Source organism: Saccharothrix sp. DSM 118769 (genome assembly GCF_052936295.1).
The window spans coordinates 466,979-489,327 of record NZ_CP193627.1 but is presented as its reverse complement, the minus strand read 5'-3'; the positions used below and the strand labels follow the sequence as shown (position 1 = coordinate 489,327).

Genomic DNA, 22,349 nt, shown 5'->3' with positions numbered 1-22,349 from the left:
GGGCCGCCCCGAGGAGCGAAGGGGGTGTCAGCCCGCGCGGACCGACATCCACTGGCGCATGGCGTGCTCCACCAGCGTGATCAGGGTCTGCTTGGTCGACTGGCGGTTGCGCGCGTCGCACGTCACGATCGGCACCGACTGGTCGATGGTCAGCGCGTCGCGCACGTCCTCGATCCGGTGGTGCAGCAGACCGTCGAAGCAGTTCACGCCGACCACGTACGGCAGCTGCCGGTCGTCGAAGAAGTCGATCGACGCGAACGCGTCGGCCAGCCTGCGCGTGTCCACCAGCACGATCGCGCCGATCGCACCCCGCACCAGGTCGTCCCACATGAACCAGAACCGGTGCTGACCCGGCGTCCCGAACAGGTACAGGATCAGGTCCTGGTCCAGTGACACGCGACCGAAGTCCATGGCCACCGTCGTCGTGACCTTGTTCGGCGTCGCCGAGAGGTCGTCGACCCCGGCGCTGGCCTCGGTCATCACCGCTTCGGTGGTCAGCGGAACGATCTCCGACACGGAACCGACGAACGTAGTCTTGCCCACGCCGAAGCCACCGGCCACCACGATCTTCGCGGAGGTCGTAGGCTTCCGTGCGCCTTCGGCCGCGTTGGGGCTAGAGCCTGCGAAGCCCACTGAGCACCCTCTCAAGGAAATCAATGGACGGCCTGTCCCCCACGACCAAGCCACCCTGGTGAATCAAAACCAAACCCATGCTCGCCATGTCGCCGATGAGCACCCGCGCCACGCCGAGGGGCAGTCGGAGGTGCGCGGCGACCTCGGCCACCGACCTGGTGTCGGTGCAGAGCCCGCAGATCGACCTGTGCTCGGGGAGCACGGCCGCGTCCCGGTCGAGGCCCTTCTCGCTGGTGGAGATCAGGGCCTCGATCGCGAGGTCGTAGTCGGGCCGGGTGCGGCCACCGGTCCTGGTGTACGGGCGGACGAGCGAACCCGACTCGGCGGCCGGGTTCTCCTCCCGTCGCACGACCGGCTGCGGACCGGTCGTGTAGGGCACCTGTTCCGGCACGCTGTCGGGCAGGCCGTGGGCACCGAACAGGTCGGCGCCCGGACCTCCGAACAACCCGCTGCCGTACCCGTCGATGTCGAACCGGTTGGGAACGTCGTCGTAGCCGTACGACGAGTCGTCAACCTCACGCTGTGACATGTCGCCTTGCCCCTGCCCTGTGCCTTCGACCCGTGGTGGCCGCGCCTGTCCGGCCCGGCCGGCCGTCCACGAGTTGGGTGCGTCCTCGGCTTCCTCGTCCTGTGTGGGGTCGGCATCCGGCTCAGCGAAACGGAAACCGCCGACCGCCCACTCCTGGTAGTTGAAGTTCCTACCGAAGCGGCGGCCACCGGCGCCAGATCGTTCAGCCATTTACCCTCACCCCCACGATCTCACGAGGATCTACCGCCGAACCACGCCCTGGAGCTGCGCGCGCAGCTCCGGGGTCAGCTGCTGGCCCACGCGCTCGACCAGCAGGGTCATCTCGTAGGCCACGAGGCCGATGTCGCAGTTCGGGGCCGCGAGCACCGCGAGGCACGACCCGTCGCTGATCGACATCAGGAACAGGTAACCCCGTTCCATCTCGACCACGGTCTGGTTGACCGTGCCCGCCTCGAAGCACCGTGCGGCGCCGGCCGTGAGGCTGACCAGCCCGGACGCCACCGCGGAGAGTTGTTCGGCGCGGTCGCGGGGCAGGCCCTGCGAGCCGGCGAGCAGAAGCCCGTCGGCGGACACGACCACGGAATGCGCTACACCGGGAACCCGGCGCACGAAGTCGGTGATAAGCCAACCAAAGCTGCCTGGCTGAGCTGCGGTCGTCACTCCTGCTCCTCGTCTTGCCGGCTCGACATGTCACCAGCGTAAGCGTCGATCAAAGCGTGTCGCCCACGACGGACGCCCTGCTGAAGACTCGACATGCGTCCACGGATCGCGTCAGCCGATCGTGGTGGCAGCGGGGGCCGCTGCGGTTGCCGCTCCGCCGCCTGGGGCTTCGGCGCGGCTGATCCCGGCACAAGCTGAGCCTTGGGCACCCGCTTGGGCAACCCCGCCTGTGTCGTGGTCTCGGGGGCCTTGGCGAGCAAGGCCTGTGCTGCCTGCCAGCCCTCGTCGGCGGGCGAGTGCCACACCGACTCGGCGGACGGCGCGGACGGCTCGGGCTCGGCGACCGGCTCGGGCTCGGTCACGCGGGACACCTCCCCATAAGGGTTCTCCGTAGCGCGCTTGGGCAGGGCGGTGGGCGAGCCGGGCTGCCGCTTGGGCAACCCGTTCTCGGTCAGACTAGGCGCGGCGTCACCCGTGTGGGCAAGCGCACCCTCGGAGTCGCGCGCGGCGTGGCCGTTGGCGCTCGCGTCGAGGGTGCCGCGCCGCGGCGGGGCGTCCTCGGACGTGGTGGGCGCGACCGGCGGCACGGGCTGCGGCCTGCGGGTCGGCAGCGACTCCCGGACGGGCTCGCGGGTCGCCCCGGCGCCCGCCGCCGGTGCGGGCGGCACCGCCTGGGCGGTCGCCGCCGAGGTCTCGCTGCCCACGGCCTGGAACCACTGCGAGAGGACCGCCTCGTAGATCGGCAGCCGCTCGGTCGGGGCGTCCAAGTCGTGCTCGACCTCCTTGGCCGCGGGCGACGGGGCGGTGCCGTTGCGGTGGGCGGGCGCCTCCGGCGCGCGGGCCCCGAACGCGGAGCCGAAGACCCCGGTCCCGGTGTCGGCGGACCCCGTGTCGGCGGACCCGGTGTCGAAGGACCCGGTGTCGAAGGACCCGTTCGCGGTGTGGAAGCCGGGCTCGACGGCGGCGGCGAACTGGGCCGTCTCGAAGCCGTGCTGGTCCTGGTCCTGCTCGTCGCGGTCCTCGTAGGCGGTGAACAGCGTCGGCTCGCCGAACGAGCCGGACGGCTCGCGCTCGGCGTCGCGCTCGTCGCCCACCGGCAGCCACGGCTGCGAGATCTCGGCGGACGTCTCGGCGGGCACCTCGGCCGGGACGTCGCCGAACGCGGGCACGCGGGCCGGGTCGTGCTCGCCGTCGCCCCGCACGAAGCTCACCGGGAACGCGGGCTGCTCGTCCTCGACCCGGGGCAGGCTGGGGAAGCTGGGGAAGCTCGGCTCGTCGTCCGCGGGGGACGGACCGCCGCCGAGGCCGCCGGCCAGACCGCCACCGCCGTTGCCGAGGCCGCCGCCGCCGAACGCCCCGGCGATGCCGGCGGAGCGCTGCGCGGGGTTCTGGCTCGGGAACGCGGCGGCGGGCTCGATCGGCGCGCCGGCCTGGCCGGGCTGCTGCACGAGCGTGTCGGGCACCAGCACGAGCGCGGTGGTGCCGCCCTCGATGTCCTCGTTGGAGCGCAGCCGCACCTTGATGTCGTGGCGCTTGGCCAGCCGCGCGACCACGTACAGGCCCATGCGGCGGGACACGGCGACGTCGACGTCCGGCGGGTCGGCCAGGCGCGTGTTGGCGTCGTTGATCTCCTGCTCGCCCATGCCGACGCCGCGGTCCTGGATCTCGATGGCCAGCTCGCCCTTGCGGGTGCGGGCCGTGCGCACGGTGACCTTCGTCACCGGGTCGGAGAACGCGGTGGCGTTGTCGAGCAGCTCGGCGATCAGGTGCACGAGGTCGTTGACCGCGCGGCCCTGGACCGTCAGCTCGGGGGTCTGGCCGACCTGCACGCGGGCGTACTGCTCGACCTCGGACACCGCGGCGCCGAGGACCTCGGCCGCCGGGACCGGGCGGGTGAGCCGCCGGGACAGGTCCGTGCCGGACAGGACCAGCAGGTTCTCGCTGTTGCGGCGCATGCGGGTCGCGAGGTGGTCCAGCTCGAACAGGCTGGCGAGCTGGTCGGGGTCCTGCTCGTCCTGCTCCAGCCGGTCGATCAGGTTCAGCTGGCGCTCGACCAGGGCCTGCGAGCGGCGGGACAGGTTGACGAACATCGAGTTGACGTTGTCGCGCAGCAGGGCCTGCTCGGCGGCCAGCCGGACCGCCTCGCCGTGCACCGCGTCGAACGCGCGGGCCACCTGGCCGACCTCCTCGCGGGTGGTGATCGGCACCGGCGCGATGGCGGACTTGGCGGCTTCCTGCGGGTTCGGGTCCTTGAGGATGCGACCGACCGCCTCGGGCAGGCCGTGGTCGGCCACGTCGAGGGCGGTGCGGCGCAGCACGCGCAGCGGCTGGAGGATCGAGCGGGCCACGAACAGGGCCATGACCAGGGCCAGCAGCAGCGAGACGAGGACGATGCCGGAGTCGACGAACGCCGCCCTGCGCGCCTGGCCGGTCAGCTCGTCGGTGCGGTTCTGGAGCTGCTCCAGCAGCAGGTTCTCCACGTCGCGGGTGAGGTTCACCGTCAGCGTGGCGGCGATGTCCCACTTCTCCGGGCGCAGGGCCTCCAGGCTCTGCTCGTTCTCGCCGAGGTTGAGGGCGGTCTCCACCATGTCGTTCGCGGTGTCGACGATCAGGCCGGTGACGGTGTCGTCGTAGATCTTGGCCTGGTCGGGGGTCGCGGACTTGCGGAAGTCGTTGCGGGCCGCGTTCAGCTCGGCCTCGGCGGAGAGGATCAGGCGCTCCTGCGGCGAGCCGAGCTGCCCGCGCTGGAAGACGTCGAGCATGATGCCGCGCTTGCGCGACTCCTGCTCCTTGATGCGGGCGATGGCGTTGGTCGCCAGGTGCAGCCGCACCAGCTCCGGGTCGTTGATGCCCGCGATGGCCTGCTCGCCGAGGTCCAGGAGGCTCTCCACGGACTCGGAGTAGGTGCGCAGCACCGCGTCCGACGGGTAGGCCGTGTCGCGGACCGCGTTGCGCAGGCTGTTGAGGCGGTTGAGCTGGCTCGACGCCTGCCGGAAGCGGGTCACCACGTCGTCGCCGAGGTCGCCGCTGAGTTCCAGGATCTTGGTGTTCAGGGCGTCGATCGTGTCGTTGACGCGGCGGAGCTGGCGGTCGAGGACGACGCGGTCCAGCGCCTTGCCGGAGGCGACGTGGAGCGTGCTGAGGTCCCGTTCGCGCTGGAGCTGCTGCACCAGGTCGGCGACCGCGGACTCCAGCTGGATCTGGTTCGCCAACCGGTTGAACTCGGTGGCGTCGGCCAGGTCGGAGTTCACGCGCAGACCGCCGAGGGCGAGCGCCGCGATCGTGGGGATCAGCAGCACGGCGGCGAGCTTGGTCGGCAGTCGCCAGTTGCGCAGGCGCCAGCCCGCGGTGCGGGTGTCCCGTTGCGGAGCGCGTGCGTCCGTCGCGGAAACGGCGCCCGTGGACTCTGTCACACTTCCCTCACGCAGCGCAGTCATTCCTTCACCCGTTCCGGGCCTTTCGGAGCGTGTCAGATTTCCCACGCCTGACTGGCTGGGACCTCTCTCTCGACGGGCCACCCTGGGCTTCCTCTTCTTGCAGCAGTGTTCCCCGGCCTCTCCCCACGGACCGAAGCATGGACACGAAATCGGGCCGAATTGCAGCACAGGAGTGGTAGCGCCGGCTAGGCACCCCACCCCCGGGCGGCGACACGACCGTGTGCGACGACCAGTGCCACCCGGCGGGGAGCGTAGTGCTCGACCCCTGCCCCGGGGAAGAGTGCGAGGGCACTCACCGTATCGGAGCAGGACTGTCGTTTCATACCTCTGGGTGGTTACCATCCCCCACATCGACATCCTTCGTCGACAATTCCTTGATCAATAAGACCCCGCTCTCGAGGTCGTCCCGGCGAGAGGTGCCATGCCTACCCCAGCGCGTGTTCTGCGACGTGCGGCAGCGTTGATCGCGTGCGCCGCGACCCTGACGGCGTGCGGTCTGCTCCCGGGCACCGACAGCGTCGACCAGCCCGAGGTGGAGCGCAACACGCTGCGCATCGGCGTGCTGCCGGTCGTCGACGTGGCGCCGCTGAAGCTCGCCCTCGACAACAAGCTGTTCGAGAAGTCCGGGCTCCAGGTCCAGCTCGTGACGCTGAGCAGCGAGGACGAGGGCATCCAGCAGCTCGACACGACCCTCGACCTGACCTGGGCGAGCCACGTCAACCTGTTCCGCAGCTACGTCGACGGCGCGCAGATCCAGCTCCAGGGCGAGGCGTACCAGGCGGGCACCGGCACGATGGCGCTGGTCACGCTCAACGGGGACTACGACGCACCCGGCGCGCTGGCCGCGCCGCGCATCGCGGTGAACTCGACCGAGGACGTCGGCGCACTCACCACGAAGGCCGTGCTCAAGACGGCCGGCGTGGAGAAGCAGCGGATCGCGCTGCGCGAGATGCCGTTCGACCAGATGGTCGAGGCGATGAAGGCCAAGCAGGTCGACGCGGCCTGGATGACCGAGCCGTTCATCACCAAGGCCCAGCGCGACGCCGGCGCCCGCGTCGTCACCGACACCGCGATCGGCCCCACCAAGGACTTCCCCATGTCGGGGTACGCGTCGAGCAAGAAGTTCGCCGACGGCAACCCGCGCACGCTCGCCCTGTTCCGGCAGGTGCTGCGCACCGCGCAGGAAACCGCGTCGAACAACAAGCTGTCCGTGCAGGACGCGCTGACCGGCTACGTCGACGTGGACCAGCAGACCGCGGCGCTGGTGTCGGTGGGCGTGTTCCCGCTGTCGCTGAACCCGGTCCGGCTCCAGCGGGTCGCCGACATGATGGACACCGAAGAGGTGCTCAAGGAACGGCTCGACGTCGGCGCGCTGCTGCCGCCGGGCACCACGAACTGACGGACCGCGCACGGCAGAGGGGGCCTTCTCCGGTGAGAAGGCCCCCTCTGCTTTCGGTTCTTCGCGGCTTTTTTACGGCTGCTTTCGGCCTTTTTTACGGCTCCACGAGGCAGATCGTGGCGGCCGGCTGCGAGTAGACCACCGGCGTCTCCCCGCCCGCGCACTCGTTCTCGTCGGCCCGGCCCTGGACGACCTTGCCGACCTTGTAGGTGGCGCCCGCGCCGCAGGTCACCTTGGTCGTCTTGGCGGCGACGACCGAGCCCTCCTGCTTGAAGCAGTCGCCCTCGGCCGCGTTGAGCACCAGGCACAGCTTGAAGCCGTTGCTGCGCCGGCCGCCGCGGTCGGAGTACTCGGCGTAGTCGCCGTCCGGGCACGAGTCGGCGCTGCTGCTCAGGTTCGACGCCACCTTGAAGGCGGCCTCCGACGAGCCGCAGTCGACCTTCTCCACCTCGGCGTCCGAGACGCTCGCCGAGATGATCTTGATGCACTCGCCGGGGTCCGCGCCGGACGGGCCGGTCAGGTTCGCGATGACGCCCGCGACGACCACGCCCACGATGGCCACCACGACCACGCCGACCAGCTTCTTCGCGCCCCGGGACACCTTGTTGCCGGGCGGCGGCGGGAGCTGCTGACCGGGGTACGGCTGGCCGGCGAACGGCTGCGGGTAGCCGGGTTGCTGCGGGTAACCGGGCTGCTGCTGGAAGCCGGGCTGCTGCGGGTACGGCTGCTGCGGGTAGCCGCCGGGGTGCTGGGGGTAGCCGCCGGGCTGCTCCTGCTGCGGGTAGCCGGGCTGCTGCTGGAAGCCGGGCTGCTGGGGGTGCGGCTGCTGCGGGTACGGCTGCTGGGCCGGGAACCCCTGCGGCGACGACGGCTGTCCCCAGTCCGGCTGCTGGGGTGGCGGGTAGCCCTGCGGCTGACCGGGGGGCGGGTTGGGGGGCGTGGTCACCTGGCGTTCCTCTCGAATCGGGCGAGCGGAACGTACCCCCGGTCCAGCGGCGGGCGCAGCCGTTTCCGCGCACGGGCGCGGGCGTTTCAGCACACAGGCGCGGGTGTTTCGGCGCACGGGCGCGGGCGTTTCAGCGCACGGGCGCGGGCGTCAGGCGGGGTGGGTGAGGCAGAACGTGACGGCGGGCTCCGGGTAGCGCAGGGTGCGGTCGTCGCCGCAGTCCACCGGGCCCTTCGACGCCTTGACGACGCGGACCGAGCCGGTGGTCGAGCAGTCGACCTTGCGCAGGCCCGTCTGCTGGTCCCGCTGGTAGCAGCCGCCCTCGACGAAGTTGGGGATCAGGCACAGCGTCGACGAGCCGGTGTAGGTCGAGTAGATCCCGCCGCCGGCGGGGCACTTCCCGCCCTCCTCGACGACCTTGGCGACCTTGACCGTGGCCCGGTCGGAGGAGCAGTCCACCGCCTGGTACTTCGCCGCCTTCGCCGTGCCCTCGATCCGCGCGCACGCGCCCACCGGCGGTCCCTCGGGATCGGCCCCGAGGGCCGTGGTGGCGAACGCGCCCACCACGACCAGGCCGACCGCGCCGATGCCCCACCGGATCGTCTTCCGCATGGCCCAGGGCATCGGCACGGCCGTCCGACCGGTTGAGCTGGTTCACCCGATCGGGTTACCCCCCAGCGGGCATTCGCTCACTCCTCGGCGGGTGCCAGGCAGTACGTGACGGCCGGCTCCGGGTAGGACATGCCCGCGGAGTCGGGGCACGCCTCCAGGTCGGTCGAGCCCTGGACGACCTTGGTCACCTTGATGGTCTCGGGGCCGGTGCACTCGGTCTTCACGAAGCCGGTGCCCTCGTCCGGCTTGTAGCAGGCGCCCTCGGCCATGTTCGGCAGCAGGCACAGCTTAAAGCCGTCGCCGACGTTCTGGGTCGGGACGATCTCGGTGTAGAGGCCCTCCTCCGGGCAGGTGGCGTCGGTCGACTCCACGACCTTGCCGACCTTGAAGGACGCCCGGTCGGCCGAGCAGTCGAGCGACTCGACGTCGGCGCGGTCCCCGTCCTGCGAGGTGACGCTGACGCAGTCGCCGGCCTCGGCGTTCGAGGCGGTGTTGGTGAGCAGGCTCACGCCGTACACGACGACGGCGACCAGGGCGAGGATCACCACGATGATCAACACCGTGCGGAGGGTCTTCTTCTTGTCGCGGGGATCGTGTTCCTCGACCGCACCGGCACCCGCACCCGCACCGGCCGCGGTCGCCCCAGTCGCCGCCACAGCCGAACCGGTGGTCGCCGAGCCGGTCGCGGTCGCGCCGGGGCCGGTCGCGCCGGTCGAGCCGGTCGTGGCCGCGTCCGGGAGCGAGTCGGAGATCGTGTCGGCGGGCGCGGTGCCGGGGATCGACGCGCCGGGGCCGGGCGGGACCTCGCCGACCGGTCGGGCGGGCGGCACAGCGCCGGCACCCGTCCCGGCAGCACCAGTCCCGGCAGCACCGGTCCCGGCAACTCCGGTCCCCGCGGCTCCGGTCCCGGCGGCACCGGCGGTGCCCGGCGGCTCGGTGGCGGCCGAACCGCCGGCCGCCGCGCCCGGCGCGGCGACGTTCCCGCCCGTGGACGGCTCGTCGGCGGCGGGGGCCTGGGAGGCCGGTTCGCCGGCACCCGTGGCGACCGGGTCGGCGGAGGGGGCCGGCCGCGCGCCCGTCACGGCGGTCGGGCCCGCGGGCGTGGCGGGTTCGTTGCCGGTCACCGGCTGCTCACGCGCGCCCGCGCCCTGCTCGGGGGCGGGGCCCTGGCCGGCGACGCCCGCGCCCGACCCCAGGCCGGTGGACGCCGGGGCGGTCAGCTCGGGCCCGTCCGCGTTCGCGGCGGCGGCTTCGGCGGCGGCGACGCGCTCCGCGTCGGCGGGCGGCACGCGGGGCGAGGTGGGCCTGGCCGGGGGAGCACCGCCCGCGGTGGGCTCGGACGCGTCGTCGGCGGGCTGTGCCGGCTCGTTGCTCATGATCATCCTCGCTGGACGGGTGCGCGTGACGACCCAGAAGGTATCGCCAGGGCCGTGACCAGGCGCACACGCGGTCGGGGGACCGACTTGCCCCCGGTGGGCACACTGGAGGTACCCAATCGACGGGAGTGCGCACTCGTGACCGACGGCCCTTTGATCGTCCAGTCGGACAAGACCCTGCTGCTGGAAGTGGACCACCCGCTGTCGGACGACGCCCGCACCGCCATCGCGCCGTTCGCCGAGCTGGAGCGCGCGCCCGAGCACGTGCACACCTACCGCGTCACGCCGCTGGCGCTGTGGAACGCCCGCGCCGCCGGCCACGACGCCGAGCAGGTCGTGGACGCCCTGGTCCGCTACTCGCGCTACCCGGTGCCGCAGCCGCTGCTGGTGGACGTGGTCGACACCATGGGCCGCTTCGGCCGCCTCCAGCTGGCCAACCACCCGACGCACGGCCTCACCCTCATCTCCCTGGACCGCGCCGTCCTGGAGGAGGTGCTGCGGCACAAGAAGGTCAAGCCGATGCTCGGCGACCGCGTCGACGACGACACCGTCGTGGTGCACCCGAGCGAACGCGGCCGGCTCAAGCAGCTGCTGCTCAAGATCGGCTGGCCCGCCGAGGACCTCGCCGGGTACGTCGACGGCGAGGCGCACCCCATCGAGCTGCGCGAGGACGGCTGGCAGCTGCGCGACTACCAGCGGCTGGCCGCGCAGGCGTTCCGGGCGGGCGGCTCGGGCGTGGTCGTGCTGCCGTGCGGCGCGGGCAAGACGCTGGTCGGCGCGGCGGCGATGGCCGAGGCGGGGGCCACCACGCTGATCCTGGTCACCAACACGGTGGCGGGCAGGCAGTGGAAGCGCGAGCTGGTGGCGCGCACGTCGCTCACCGAGGACGAGATCGGCGAGTACTCGGGCGAGCGCAAGGAGATCCGGCCGGTCACCATCGCGACCTACCAGGTGATCACCCGCAAGTCGAAGGGCGAGTACAAGCACCTGGAGCTGTTCGACTCCCGCGACTGGGGCCTGATCGTCTACGACGAGGTGCACCTGCTGCCCGCGCCGGTGTTCCGGATGACGGCCGACCTCCAGTCCCGCCGCCGGCTCGGCCTGACCGCGACGCTGGTGCGCGAGGACGGCCAGGAGGGCGACGTGTTCTCGCTGATCGGGCCGAAGCGGTACGACGTGCCGTGGCGCGACATCGAGGCGCAGGGCTGGATCGCGCCCGCCGAGTGCACCGAGGTGCGGGTGACGCTGACCGACAACGAGCGGTTGGAGTACGCGACGGCCGAGCCGGAGGAGCGCTACAAGCTGTGCGCCACGGCCCGCACGAAGCTGCCGGTGGTGAGGGCGATCCTGGACCGGCACCCCGACGAGCCGACGTTGGTCATCGGCGCCTACCTGGACCAGTTGGAGGCGCTGGGCGAGGCGCTGGACGCGCCGGTCATCCAGGGTTCGACGAAGAACAAGGAGCGCGAGGAGCTGTTCGACCGGTTCCGGCGGGGCGAGCTGCGCACGCTGGTGGTGTCGAAGGTGGCGAACTTCTCCATCGACCTGCCCGAGGCGTCGGTCGCGGTGCAGGTGTCGGGCACGTTCGGGTCGCGGCAGGAGGAGGCGCAGCGGCTGGGCCGGCTGCTGCGGCCCAAGGGCGACGGCCGGCAGGCGCACTTCTACTCGGTGGTGTCCCGCGACACGCTCGACACCGACTACGCGGCGCACCGGCAGCGGTTCCTGGCCGAGCAGGGCTACGCCTACCGGATCGTGGACGCCGACGACCTGCTCGGCCCCAGGATCGGCTGACCCCGCCCGACCACCCGACCCGCTCTAGGATTCGCCGGTGCAGGTCAACTCGGCGCAGGTCTACTCGATCCCCATGCGCACCCGGTTCCGCGGCATCACCGCCCGCCACGGCGTCATCTGGGAGGGGCCGGCCGGGTGGGGCGAGTTCTGCCCGTTCGAGGACTACGGGGACGCCGAGTCGGTGCCGTGGCTGCGGTGCGCGGTGGAGGCGGCGGAACGGGGCTGGCCCGCGCCCGTGCGCACGTCGGTGCCGGTGAACTGCACGGTGCCGGTCGTGTCGCCGGAGCGGGCCCACGCGATCGTCGCCGCGTCCGGCTGCTCGACGGCGAAGGTGAAGGTCGCCGACCCCGGCACGCCGCTGTCCGCCGACCTGGAGCGGGTCGCGGCGGTGCGCGACGCGCTGGGGCCGGGCGGCGCGGTGCGGGTCGACGCGAACGCGGCGTGGGACGTGGGCGCGGCGGTGGCCGCGATCCGCGAGCTGGACCGCGCGGCGGGCGGCCTGGAGTACGTCGAGCAGCCGTGCCGGACCGTCGAGGAGCTGGCCGCGGTGCGGCGGCGGGTGGACGTGCGGATCGCGGCGGACGAGTCGATCCGGCACGCCGAGGACCCGGTGAGGGTCGCGGTGGCCGGCGCGGCGGACGTGGCGGTGATCAAGGTCGCGCCGCTGGGCGGGGTGCGGCGGGCGCTGGAGGTGGCGGAGGCGTGCGGCCTGCCGTGCGTGGTGTCGTCGGCGCTGGAGACGTCGGTGGGCATGGCGGCCGGCCTGGCGCTGGCGGGCGCCCTGCCGGAACTGGACTTCGCGTGCGGCCTGGGCACCCTGTCCCTGCTGGACGGGGACGTGACGAGCGGGTCCCTGCGCCCGGTGGACGGCCGGCTGCCCGTGCCGTCGACGGCCCCGACCCCCGACCTCCTGGGCGGGGTCGCCGCGGACCCGGCGACGGAGGGGCGCTGGCTGGACCGGCTGGACCGGGTGCGCCGCCTGCTCGGCTGACCCGCTCGGGCTGCCCCCTGCTCGGCTGTCCGCGCTCGGGCTGCCCCTGCTCGGGCTGCCCCCGCTCAGGGCCAGGTCCGCCGAATGGTCGACTCCGCCACGGCGTAGACGGCCGGACCACCCCGCCGCACGGCGCGCTCCATCGCCGGACGCGCGTTCACGAAGCGGCTGATCATCTCCTCGCGGCGGAGCTGCTGGTTGTTCAGGTAGAACAGGACCGCCGAGTGCACCGCGATCGGCTCGCGCTCGTGGTGCCGCCCCTTGATCCGCCCGTCCTTGCACAACGGGACCCAGCCGCGCTCCAGCCCGTACGCGAGCCACTCCTCGTCCGGGACGCACTGGGCGTCGTCGGGGTAGTGGTCGGTGATGCGGTGCACGAGCCACCCCCGAGCGCGCAGGCCGTCGGCCACACCGCGTCCCAGTCCCCGGTCGAGGAAGTACTCAAGCGGCGACATGCTGTGCCGCGCGGCAGATGGCCTCGACCTGGTCGGGAGCCAGGTCGTACTCGTGCGCGACGTCCTTGAGGGAGTCGCCGGCCAGCCACATCCGCACGACGGCGTCCACCGGGACGCGGTTCTCCTGGACCACCGGTGCCCCCCAGCCGAACAAGGGGTCGATCACCACCGGCGCGATGTCCGGGTACTGGCGCAACCGCAGCGACGAGGCGAACCCGTCCTCGGCGTCCCACGCGATGTAGCGCAGGTAGCCGTCGAGCACCTCCCTGATGGGCCGCTGCCGGTCACCGACGCGGGCCAGGTCGCCATCGGCGTAGTGCAGGAAGATGTCGAGGCCGTCGGTGACGATCTGCTGCGTCGCGAGGCCGTAGGGAGTGCCGAACTCGGTGCGCACCGCCGCCGCGGCGTCCCTGATCTTCCGCTTGGTGAGGCCGAGGTCGCGGAGCGAGCGCAGGACGTACGCCTCGACCACCGCCACGAACGGCACCGAGGGGGCTCCGCGCCCTTCCGCCGCGACGCGGTGCACGAGCGGCGCTCCGCCCGCCTGCTCGGCCAGCCAGCGGGACATGGTGCGCTTCGGGATGAGCAGGTGCCGGGCGGTCTCCCCCGGGGTCAGCAACGCGTCGCGGAACCGGTCGACCATCCACACCACCTCCTCCGGAGCGAGTGACCGGATCGTACGGCGACACCGGTCCCACCGGTCGGGCGAACGGGTGGACCGGTGGTCCTCAGGGGTGCGCGATGTCCGCGCCCAGGCTGCGGACGACGCCGTCGGTGCGGGTCAGGGCTTCCGTGCGCCTCGGCGTGGCGGGGACCCGGGTCAGGTCGACCACGCGGATCGGGGGGCCGAACTCGACCAGGGTCGGCACGTAGGAGGCGTCCGCCACCGACCAGCCGGCGTCGCCCTTCACGAACCGGAAGCGGGTGATGATGCCCTCTTCGGTGATGCCCCTCGGCTCGGAGTGGCGGGCCACCTCGTTGCCCATGCCGTAGACGACCCACTTGCCGTTGACCCGCTCGATCGGCTGCACGGCGTGCACGTGGGTGCCGATGATCAGGTCCACGGCCGGGTCGCCGAGCAGCGCGGCGGCCATCTCGCGCTGCTGCGGCGTCGCCTCGTGCCGGTACTCGTCGCCCCAGTGCAGGGAGGCCACGACGACCTCGGCGCCGGCGGCGCGCGCGGCCCGCGCGGCGGTCAGGACGCCCTCGACGGAGAGCTGGTTCGCCCGCCACGGCTGGTCGAGCGGGATGCCGTTGAAGCCGTAGGTGAACGCGACGTGCCCGACCTTCACGCCCTTCGCGTCGAGCAGCAGCGGCGTGGCGGACTCCTCGGGCGAGCGGAACGAGCCGGTGTGCCGCAGGCCGGCGGCGTCCAGCGCGTCCAGCGTGGTGGCGATCGCGGACGGGCCGCGGTCGAGGGTGTGGTTGGACGCGGTGGAGCAGCTGTCGTAGCCGATGCGCCGCAGCGCGGTCGCCACCTCGGGCGGCGCGCTGAACGCCGGGTAGCCGAACGTGGGCGCGCCCGGCGCGGACAGCGGCGTCTCCAGGTGGCAGATCGACACGTCGGCGTCGACGGCCTGCCGCAGGCCCTCCAGCAGGGGCGTGAAGTCGCGCGCCCCGTCCTGGTCGGCCTGCTCGGTGAGCGCCGGGTGGATGAGGACGTCACCGCCCGCGGCGAGCGTGAACGACGGCGGCTCGGGCGCGGTGGACGTGGTGGTCGTCGCCGGCGCGCGGGACGGCGTGAGCACGACGGGCGAGCCGGTGCAGGCCACCGCGGCGGCGCAGGCGGCCAGCCCGAGGGCCAGCCGCCCGCCGCGCGCGTTCAGCTGCGCCGCCGGCGCACGGCGCGGACCAGCAGCACCAGCACCGCCAGGCCGGCGGCCACCGGCAGCACCCGCCGGAGGGCGGGCGCGCCCCCGGTGTCGAGCAGGTCGAGCGGCTCGTCCGGGACGGCGTGCAGCCTCGGCCGGGCGGTTGCCTCTGGAGCGGTCACGCCCTCAGCTTCCGCCGGCGCGAGCCGCGCCGCCAGGCGTTCGGCGAACTCGGCGACGACCTTGCCCGCGACCTCGCCGATCAGACCGCGCCCGAACTGCGCGGGACGGCCGGTGACGCGCACCTCGGTGACCACGGACACGTCGGTGCCGTCGCCGGCGGCGGTGAGCGCCACGGACACCGTGGCGGACGCGGTGCCGTTGCCCCGGCTGTCCTTGCCGGCGGCGGTCAGCACGGCGGTGCGCGCCGCCTCGTCGACGGACGTGAACTCGCCGGTCCCCCGGTAGAGCAGGCTCACCGGGCCCAGCTTGACCTTGACGGTGCCGGTGAACGAGGGCCCGTCGACGCCGGTGAGGGTCGCGCCCGGCATGCACGGCGCGACCGCCTCCGGGTCGAGCAGCACCGCCCACACGGCCGGCACGGGCGCGGGGGCGGTGAACCGGTGCTCCAGCCTCACGCGCCCACCGCCGCGGTGACGGCCCGCCCGGTGAGCACGCGGGCGAGGTGCGCGCGGTACTCGGCGTCGGCGTCGGCGTCCGTCGCCGGGGAGGTGCCCTCGCCGGCGCGGGCCGCCGCCGCGGCGATCACCTCGGCCGTCGCGGGCCGCCCGACCAGCGCCTCCTCCACGCCGTGCGCCCGCACCGGGGTGGGGCCCATGTTGGTCAGGCCGACGCGGGCCCCGGTGATGCCGCCGTCCTCGACCCGCACCGCGGCGGCGACCCCGGCGATCGACCACGCCTGGGCGACCCGGGTGAACTTCTCGTAGCGCGCGCCCCAGCCGGTCAGCTTCGGGACGCGCACGTGGGTGAGCAGCTCGTCGGGGGCGAGGTCGGTGGTGAAGCGGTCGACGAAGAACCGCGCCGCGGGCACCTCGCGGGTCCCGCCCGGACCGACGCACACCAGCACCGCGTCCAGCGCGAGGACGGGCGCGGGCAGGTCGCCCGCCGGGTCGGCGTGGGCGAGCGAGCCGCCGACCGTGCCGCGGTGGCGCACCTGCGGGTCGGCGACGGTGCCGACGACGAGCCGCAGCAGCCCGGCGTGCGCGCGCACCAGCGGGTCCCGGTGCAGGTCGTGCTGGGTGGTCATGGCCCCGACGAGCAGCGAGTCGCCCTCGTCGCGGACGCCGGACAGCCCGGTCAGCCGGGACAGGTCGACCACGAGGGTCGGCGCGGCGAGCCGCATCCGCAGCACCGGGACCAGGCTCTGCCCGCCCGCCATCACCTTGGCGTCCTCGCCGCCCTCGGCGAGGGCCCGCACGGCCTCCTCGACCGTGGTGGGCGCGACGTAGTCGAACGCGGCCGGGATCACGCGCCGCCCCCCGTCGTGGTGATCGAGCCCAGGCCGCCGCCGGGGCCGGGCGTGGTGGGCGGGTCGGTGGACGCGCCCCGGATCGCCTTCCACACCCGCATCGGGGTGCACGGCATCCCCACGTCGGTGACGCCCAGGTGCCGCACGGCGTCCACGACCGCGTTGACCACGGCCGGGGTGGACGCGATGGTGCCCGCCTCGCCGACGCCCTTCACGCCCAGCGGGTTGGTCGCGGCGGGCGTCTCGGTGCGGTCGGTGGTGAAGTGCGGCAGGTCCACCGCGGACGGCAGCAGGTAGTCGGCGAGGGTGGCCGTGGTGAGGGTGCCGTGCTCGTCGTGCACGGCCTCCTCGAACAGGGCCTGCGCGATGCCCTGCGCCAGGCCGCCGTGCACCTGGCCCTCCACGATCAGCGGGTTCACCACCGTGCCGACGTCGTCGACGCACACGTACGAGCGGATCGCCACCGCGCCGGTCTCCGTGTCGACCTCGACCGCGCACAGGTGCGTGCCGTGCGGGTAGGAGAAGTTCTCCGGGTCGAACGTGGCCTCGGCGTCGAGCCCGGGTTCCACGCCGTCGGGCAGGTCGTGGGCGACGTGCGCGGCGACCACCACGTCCCCGAACGCCATCGTGGTGGACGTGCCGCGCACGGCGAACGCGCCGGCGGCGAACTCGACGTCGTCCTCGCCGACCTCCATCAGGTGCGCGGCGATCGCGCGGGCCTTGGCGAGCACCTTGTCCGCGGCCAGCGCGACCGCCGCGCCGCCGACGGCCACCGAGCGGGACCCGTAGCTGTCCATGCCGCGGTGCGCGACGCGGGTGTCGCCGTGCAGCACCTCGACGTCCTCGAACGGCACGCCGAGCCGGTCGGCGACGATCTGGCTCCACGCCGTGACGTGCCCCTGGCCGTGCGGGGAGGTGCCGGTGACCAGCTCGACCTTGCCGGTGGGCAGCACGCGCACGGCCGCGTGCTCCCAGCCGCCCGCCGCGTACCGCAGGGCGCCCAGCACGCGGGACGGGGCGAGCCCGCACATCTCGGTGTAGGTGGAGATGCCGATGCCCAGCTGCACGGGGTCGCCGGCGGCGCGGCGGCCGGCCTGCTCGGCGCGCAGCCCGTCGTAGTCGAACAGCTCGACGGCGCGGTCGGTGGCGGCCTCGTAGTCCCCGGTGTCGTAGGTGAGCCCCGCGACGGTGGTGAACGGGAACTCCTCGCGCCCGATCCAGTTCTGCCGCCGCAGCTCCAGCGGGTCGCGGCCGAGCTCGGCGGCCAGCTCGTCCATCAGCCGCTCGATCGCGAACGTCGCCTCGGGCCGGCCCGCGCCGCGGTAGGCGTCCGTGGGCACCTTGTTCGTGAACACGTTCGCGCAGGTGAACCGGTAGGCGGGGAACTTGTAGATGGCGTTGAACATGAACGCGCCGAGGATCGGCACGCCCGAGCTGATCAGCCGCAGGTAGGCGCCCATGTCGGCGAGCAGGTCCACGTCGAGCCCGGTGACGGTGCCGTCGCGGCGGGCGGTGAGGGTGAGCCGCTGCACCTGGTCGCGGCCGTGGTGGCCGGAGAGCATCGACTCGGTGCGGGTCTCGGTCCACTTCACCGGCTTGCCGAGCCGGCGGGCGACGAGCAGGGTCAGCACCTCCTCGGGCGTGACCTGGAGCTTGCCGCCGAACCCACCGCCGACGTCCGGCGCGATGACCCGGATCGTGTGCTCCGGGATGCCGAGCACGGCCGACAGCATCCACCGCAGGACGTGCGGGACCTGCGTGGACGACCACAGGGTGACGCCGTCGGGCGAGGGGTCGACCACGACCGAGCGGGGTTCCATGAACGCGGGGATGAGCCGCTGCTGGCGGAACGTGCGGCGCACGACCACCTCGGCGTCGGCGACCGCCCGGTCGACGTCGCCGCCGGTGCCCGCCTCGGCGGAGTCGAACACCCAGGTGGCGCTGGTGTTGGTGCCCAGGTCGGGGTGCACGAGGTCGGCGCCGTCCTCGACGGCGCGGGTGATGTCGAGGACCACGGGCAGCTCGTCGTAGTCGACGTCGACGGCGGCCAGCGCGTCGTGCGCCTCGGCCGCGGAGCGCGCCACGACCAGCGCGACGGCCTCGCCCGCGAAGTTCACCTCGTCCACCGCGAGGGCCGGCGCGGGCGGGGCCTTCATGTCCTCGGTGATCGGCCAGGCGCACGGCAGGCTGCCCTGCTCGTCGGCGAGGTCGCGGCCGGTGAGGACGGCGAGCACGCCGGGCATCCGGGTGGCCCCGCCGACGTCGACCGACGTGATGCGGGCGTGCGCGACGGGGCTGCGCAGCACGGCCAGGTGCAGCATGCCGGGGAGCTGGAGGTTGTCGGTCCACCGGGTGGCGCCGGTGATGAGCCGGGCGTCCTCCTTGCGCAGGCGGGCCCTGCCGATCTCGGGTCCGGCGCCCGAGGGGCCGGCGTCCGGGGGTCCGGCATCCGGGGACCCGGCGGGGGCGTCGGCGGGGGCCGTCACGCGGCACCGCCGGCGCGGGCGGCGGCGCGCACGGCGCGCACGATGTTCTGGTAGCCGGTGCAGCGGCAGAGGTTGCCCTCCAGGCCGTGCCGCACCTCGTCCTCGTCGGGGTCGGGGTTGTCCGCGAGCAGGTCGATGGCCTGCATGATCATGCCGGGGGTGCAGAACCCGCACTGGAGGGCGTGGTTCTCGTGGAACGCGCGCTGCACGGGGTGCAGTTGCCCGTCCCGGGCCAGGCCCTCGACGGTGGTGACCTCGTGGCCGTCGGCCTGCACGGCGAGGACGGAGCAGGACTTCACGCTGCGCCCGTCGAGGTGGACGGTGCAGGCCCCGCAGTTGCCCGTGTCGCAGCCGACGACGGTGCCGGTCCGGCCGAGCCGTTCGCGCAGGTGGTGGACCAGCAACGTTCTCGGTTCGACCTCGTCGGTGTAGGCCACGCCGTCGACGGTGACGGTGATCCGCATGAACCCTCCAGGTCCGGTTGTGGTGGGGGTCACGTCCGAGCCTGCTCTTGGTTGTCGGGTCAAACAACCCCCGGTTCCCGGTGGATGGCGCCGGCGGTCCGCGCCAGGCGCTCCCCTCCCCCGCCCCAGCGCAGCGCGATGATCTCGGCGGCGATCGACACGGCGGTCTCCTCGGGGGTCCGCGCGCCCAGGTCCAGGCCGATGGGCGAGGACAGCCGGGCCAGCTCGTCCTCGGTGACGCCCGCCTCGCGCAGCCGCCGCAGCCGGTCGTCGTGCGTGCGGCGGGACCCCATCGCGCCGACGTAGCCGAGGTCGAGCCGCAGGGCGACCTCCAGCAGCGGCACGTCGAACTTCGGGTCGTGGGTGAGCACGGCGACGACCGTGCGGCCGTCGAGCGCGCCCGCGTCGGCCTGCCCGGCGAGGTAGCGGTGCGGCCAGTCCACGACGACCTCGTCGGCTTCGGGGAACCGGCCGGCCGTCGCGAACACCGGGCGCGCGTCGCACACCGTGACGCGGTAGCCGAGGAACGCGCCGAGCCGCGCCACGGCGGCGGCGAAGTCGATGGCGCCGAACACCAGCATCCTGGGCGGTGGTTCGAAGGAGTTCACGAACACCGCCATGCCCTCGCCGCGCCGCTGCCCGTCCGGCCCGTAGCGCAGGGTGCCGCTGCGGCCGGCGGCGAGCAGGCCGCGCGCGTCGTCGGCGACGGCGTCGCGGGCCCGGTCGGACGGGACGTCGCCGGACACGCGGTCGGGCCACACGACGAGCCTGCGCCCGACCCACTCGGGGTGCTCGACGACCGTGGCGACGGCCACCGGTTCCCCGGCGCGCACGGTCGCCAGCACCTCGGGCAGCTCCGGGAACGTCGCCGCGGACACCGGCTCCACGTACACGTCGATGATCCCGCCGCAGGTCAGGCCCACGGCGAACGCGTCGTCGTCGCTCACCCCGTACCGCTGGAGCACGGGCGCGCCACCGGCCACGACCTCCCGCGCCAGCTCGTAGACCGCGCCCTCGACGCAGCCGCCGGACACGCTGCCGACGACCTCGCCGCCGGCGCCGACGAGCATCGCCGCGCCCGGCGGCCGGGGGGCGGAGCTGAACGCGGCGACGACCGTCCCGACGCCGACGGTCTCCCCGGCGTCGACGCGACGGGCCAGTTCGGCGAGCACATCACGCACGTCGGACCTCCTCCAGCAGGGCGTGCAGGGTGTCGAGGCTGTGACCGGCGAGGAGCCGGTCCAGGTGCGGCAGGGCGGCGGCGATGCCGGACTGCACGGGCAGGTAGCCGTCGTGGCCGGCGTGCGGGTTGACCCACAGCACCCGGTGGGCCAGCCGGGCGAGCCGCGCCACCTGCTCGGCGAGCAGGGCGGGGTCGCCGCGCTCCCAGCCGTCGGAGCAGATCACGACGACCGCGCCGCGCGCCGCGCCCCGCTGCCCCCACCGGTCGAGGAACGCCTTCAGGGCCTCGCCGAGCCGCGTGCCGCCCCCGGAGTCGGGCACGGCGCGGGCCGCCGCGGTCAGCGCCGCCTCGGGGTCGCGGTGCCGCAGCTGCCGGGTGACGCGGGTGAGCCGGGTGCCGAGCGTGCACACCTCGGCGGGCACGGCGCGGGCGACGACGTGCGCGAACCGCAGCAGCGCGCCGGCGTAGGGCTTCATGGACCCGGACACGTCGACCAGCAGCACGACCCGGCGCGGGCGGGTGGCGCGGCGCCGGTGCGCGGGCACCACCTCCCCGGTCGCGACGAGCCGGCGCAGCACCCGGGCGGGGTCGAGCTCGCCGCGCCGCGCGGGCCGCGCCCGGGACGAGCGCCGCCGGGGCGGCACGGGCCGCAGCGCCGCCACGAGCAGCGCGAGGTGCTCGCGCTCGGCGGGGCTCATCGCGGCGATGTCCTTGTGCCGCAGGGTTTCCGCGTCGCTCGCCGCGACCCGCAGCGGGGGCGCGCCCCCGGCGCGGTCGGCGCCGGTCCCGAGCGCGGCGAGGTGCGAGGTCCGGCGCGCCGGCGGCCGGGGACGCGGGCGGGGGAGGGCGTCGCCGAACCAGGCGGCGAACGCGGCGTCGTAGCGCGGCAGGTCGTCCGGCCCGGAGCACAGCGCGAGCCGCCCGGCCCAGTACACGTCCGCGCCGCGCGTGACGTCGAGGTGGTCGAGCGCGGCGACGAACGCCCGCACCCGGTCCGGCCCGCACGGCACCCCGGCGTGCCGCAGCGCGTGCGCGAACCCCGCGAACCCGGTCGGCGCGTCGGTCCCGCTCTGCGCGTCGGCCCCGGTCATCCCGCGACCGCGTCCCCGGTCACCAGGTCGAGGACGCCGGCGGCCAGGACGCGCCGGGTGTCCTCCCGGTACTTCAGGACGGCGCCGAGGGTCGCGGCGGCGGTGTCGGTGTCGAGGTCGGTGCGGCCCAGGGCGAGCAGGGCGCGGGCCCAGTCGAGGGATTCGGCGACGCCGGGCGGCTTGAGCAGGTCGAGGTCGCGCAGGGCGCGCACGGCGGTGGCGACCCGGGTGGCGAGGCGCTCCGTCGCGCCGGGCAGGGCGCGGCGCAGGATGGCGACCTCGCGGGCCAGGTCGGGGTGCTCCAGCCAGTGGTAGAGGCAGCGGCGCTTGAGGGCGTCGTGCACGTCGCGGGTGCGGTTGGAGGTGAGCACGACCAGCGGCGGGGTGGCGGCGGCGACGCGGCCCAGTTCGGGGATGGTCACGGCGTTCTCGCCGAGCACCTCCAGCAGGAGCGCCTCGAACTCGTCGTCGGCGCGGTCCACCTCGTCGACGAGCAGCACGCACGGCGCCTGTTCGAGGGCGCGCAGCAGCGGCCGGGCGAGCAGGAAGCGGCGGGTGTGCAGGGAGGCCCCGGCGGCCTCGGCGTCGACCGGCCCGGCGGCTTCGAGGGTCCGCAGGTGCAGGAGCTGGCGCGGGAAGTCCCAGTCGTAGAGGGCCTGGGCGGCGTCGATGCCCTCGTGGCACTGGAGCCGGATCAGCGGCAGGCCGAGCGCGTCGGCCAGCGCCACCGCCAGGAACGTCTTGCCGGTGCCCGGCTCGCCCTCGCAGAACAGGGGGCGGCGCATCCGCAGGGCCAGGAAGGCGGCGGTGGCGATCCCCTCGTCCGGCAGGTAGCCGGCGCGGTCGAGCGCGGCGGCCAGCTCGCCCGGCGTCGCGGGCTCCGGCGGCGGGGGCCCCGACTGCACGGGCTCCGGCGGCGGGGCGGGTTCCACTGGCGTCACACCTCCGAGGGTAGGCGGCGGAGGCGCCCCGGCGCCCGGACGAGCGGGGGCCGGG

The 22,349-nt window shown here is 74.1% G+C and carries 20 protein-coding genes; 3 read left to right on the top strand and 17 right to left on the bottom strand.

Going from position 1 to position 22,349, the window contains the following annotated elements; translation table 11 throughout:
• Positions 1 to 27: 27 nt before the first annotated feature.
• Genes ACRAKJ_RS02360 through ACRAKJ_RS02345 form a run of 4 tightly spaced genes read right to left on the bottom strand, consistent with a single transcriptional unit; the run spans position 28 to position 5,340 of the window.
• Positions 28 to 633, bottom strand: coding sequence for an ATP/GTP-binding protein (locus ACRAKJ_RS02360; RefSeq protein ID WP_438926674.1), 606 nt, complete (start codon positions 631 to 633; stop codon positions 28 to 30).
• On the bottom strand, positions 614 to 1,372 hold the full coding sequence (locus tag ACRAKJ_RS02355; RefSeq protein WP_438926673.1) for a DUF742 domain-containing protein: 759 nt from the start codon (positions 1,370 to 1,372) through the stop codon (positions 614 to 616). The genes ACRAKJ_RS02360 and ACRAKJ_RS02355 overlap by 20 nt, the downstream gene beginning before the upstream one ends.
• Before the next feature lie 30 nt (positions 1,373 to 1,402).
• On the bottom strand, positions 1,403 to 1,822 hold the full coding sequence (locus ACRAKJ_RS02350; protein WP_033442969.1) for a roadblock/LC7 domain-containing protein: 420 nt from the start codon (positions 1,820 to 1,822) through the stop codon (positions 1,403 to 1,405).
• Complete coding sequence (locus ACRAKJ_RS02345) at positions 1,819 to 5,340, bottom strand: nitrate- and nitrite sensing domain-containing protein (RefSeq protein WP_438923643.1); 3,522 nt, start codon at positions 5,338 to 5,340, stop codon at positions 1,819 to 1,821. The genes ACRAKJ_RS02350 and ACRAKJ_RS02345 overlap by 4 nt, the downstream gene beginning before the upstream one ends.
• A 340-nt stretch (positions 5,341 to 5,680) precedes the next feature.
• Here ACRAKJ_RS02345 and ACRAKJ_RS02340 point away from each other — a divergent pair, with 340 nt between their 5' ends.
• Positions 5,681 to 6,658 (top strand): ABC transporter substrate-binding protein, encoded by a 978-nt coding sequence (locus tag ACRAKJ_RS02340; RefSeq protein ID WP_438923642.1) that lies wholly within the window; start codon positions 5,681 to 5,683, stop codon positions 6,656 to 6,658.
• A gap of 94 nt (positions 6,659 to 6,752) precedes the next feature.
• Here ACRAKJ_RS02340 and ACRAKJ_RS02335 read toward each other — a convergent pair whose 3' ends face one another.
• The 3 genes from ACRAKJ_RS02335 to ACRAKJ_RS02325 all read right to left on the bottom strand — a co-directional run bounded on the left by ACRAKJ_RS02335 (position 6,753) and on the right by ACRAKJ_RS02325 (position 9,592).
• Positions 6,753 to 7,604: an LppU/SCO3897 family protein gene (locus ACRAKJ_RS02335; protein WP_438923641.1), complete on the bottom strand. Its 852-nt coding sequence runs from the start codon at positions 7,602 to 7,604 to the stop codon at positions 6,753 to 6,755.
• 150 nt (positions 7,605 to 7,754) lie between these two features.
• Positions 7,755 to 8,216 (bottom strand): LppU/SCO3897 family protein, encoded by a 462-nt coding sequence (locus ACRAKJ_RS02330; RefSeq protein ID WP_438923640.1) that lies wholly within the window; start codon positions 8,214 to 8,216, stop codon positions 7,755 to 7,757.
• A 77-nt stretch (positions 8,217 to 8,293) separates the two neighbouring features.
• A complete protein-coding gene (locus ACRAKJ_RS02325; protein WP_438923639.1) occupies positions 8,294 to 9,592 on the bottom strand; it encodes an LppU/SCO3897 family protein in 1,299 nt (432 codons plus the stop codon).
• 138 nt (positions 9,593 to 9,730) lie between these two features.
• Between ACRAKJ_RS02325 and ACRAKJ_RS02320 the strand changes: the two genes are divergently transcribed.
• Complete coding sequence (locus ACRAKJ_RS02320; protein WP_438923638.1) at positions 9,731 to 11,383, top strand: DNA repair helicase XPB; 1,653 nt, start codon at positions 9,731 to 9,733, stop codon at positions 11,381 to 11,383.
• Between the two features lie 37 nt (positions 11,384 to 11,420).
• Positions 11,421 to 12,374 carry an o-succinylbenzoate synthase gene (locus ACRAKJ_RS02315; RefSeq protein ID WP_438923637.1) on the top strand — a complete coding sequence of 318 codons (954 nt, stop codon included), beginning with the start codon at positions 11,421 to 11,423 and terminating at the stop codon, positions 12,372 to 12,374.
• Positions 12,375 to 12,439: 65 nt separating this feature from the next.
• Here the strand turns inward: ACRAKJ_RS02315 and ACRAKJ_RS02310 are convergent, their stop codons facing one another.
• The 10 genes from ACRAKJ_RS02310 to ACRAKJ_RS02265 all read right to left on the bottom strand — a co-directional run bounded on the left by ACRAKJ_RS02310 (position 12,440) and on the right by ACRAKJ_RS02265 (position 22,285).
• Positions 12,440 to 12,829 carry a PIN-like domain-containing protein gene (locus ACRAKJ_RS02310; protein WP_438923636.1) on the bottom strand — a complete coding sequence of 130 codons (390 nt, stop codon included), beginning with the start codon at positions 12,827 to 12,829 and terminating at the stop codon, positions 12,440 to 12,442.
• On the bottom strand, positions 12,816 to 13,472 hold the full coding sequence (locus tag ACRAKJ_RS02305) for a DUF433 domain-containing protein (protein WP_438923635.1): 657 nt from the start codon (positions 13,470 to 13,472) through the stop codon (positions 12,816 to 12,818). The genes ACRAKJ_RS02310 and ACRAKJ_RS02305 overlap by 14 nt, the downstream gene beginning before the upstream one ends.
• A gap of 85 nt (positions 13,473 to 13,557) precedes the next feature.
• Positions 13,558 to 14,601 (bottom strand): CapA family protein, encoded by a 1,044-nt coding sequence (locus tag ACRAKJ_RS02300; protein WP_438923634.1) that lies wholly within the window; start codon positions 14,599 to 14,601, stop codon positions 13,558 to 13,560.
• 50 nt (positions 14,602 to 14,651) lie between these two features.
• Positions 14,652 to 15,278 (bottom strand): SRPBCC domain-containing protein, encoded by a 627-nt coding sequence (locus ACRAKJ_RS02295; protein ID WP_438923633.1) that lies wholly within the window; start codon positions 15,276 to 15,278, stop codon positions 14,652 to 14,654.
• Positions 15,275 to 16,129, bottom strand: coding sequence for an FAD binding domain-containing protein (locus ACRAKJ_RS02290; protein ID WP_438923632.1), 855 nt, complete (start codon positions 16,127 to 16,129; stop codon positions 15,275 to 15,277). The genes ACRAKJ_RS02295 and ACRAKJ_RS02290 overlap by 4 nt, the downstream gene beginning before the upstream one ends.
• Positions 16,126 to 18,534 (bottom strand): molybdopterin cofactor-binding domain-containing protein, encoded by a 2,409-nt coding sequence (locus tag ACRAKJ_RS02285; protein ID WP_438923649.1) that lies wholly within the window; start codon positions 18,532 to 18,534, stop codon positions 16,126 to 16,128. Before ACRAKJ_RS02285 ends, ACRAKJ_RS02290 begins: the two co-directional genes overlap by 4 nt.
• A gap of 77 nt (positions 18,535 to 18,611) precedes the next feature.
• Positions 18,612 to 19,079: a 2Fe-2S iron-sulfur cluster-binding protein gene (locus tag ACRAKJ_RS02280; RefSeq protein WP_438923631.1), complete on the bottom strand. Its 468-nt coding sequence runs from the start codon at positions 19,077 to 19,079 to the stop codon at positions 18,612 to 18,614.
• A 59-nt stretch (positions 19,080 to 19,138) separates the two neighbouring features.
• Entirely contained in the window at positions 19,139 to 20,260 is a 1,122-nt protein-coding gene (locus ACRAKJ_RS02275; RefSeq protein ID WP_438923630.1) for an XdhC family protein, read from the bottom strand.
• Complete coding sequence (locus ACRAKJ_RS02270) at positions 20,253 to 21,353, bottom strand: vWA domain-containing protein (RefSeq protein ID WP_447008861.1); 1,101 nt, start codon at positions 21,351 to 21,353, stop codon at positions 20,253 to 20,255. Before ACRAKJ_RS02270 ends, ACRAKJ_RS02275 begins: the two co-directional genes overlap by 8 nt.
• Positions 21,350 to 22,285, bottom strand: a complete 936-nt coding sequence (locus ACRAKJ_RS02265) for an AAA family ATPase (protein ID WP_438923648.1) — start codon at positions 22,283 to 22,285, stop codon at positions 21,350 to 21,352. The genes ACRAKJ_RS02270 and ACRAKJ_RS02265 overlap by 4 nt, the downstream gene beginning before the upstream one ends.
• Positions 22,286 to 22,349: the final 64 nt, after the last annotated feature.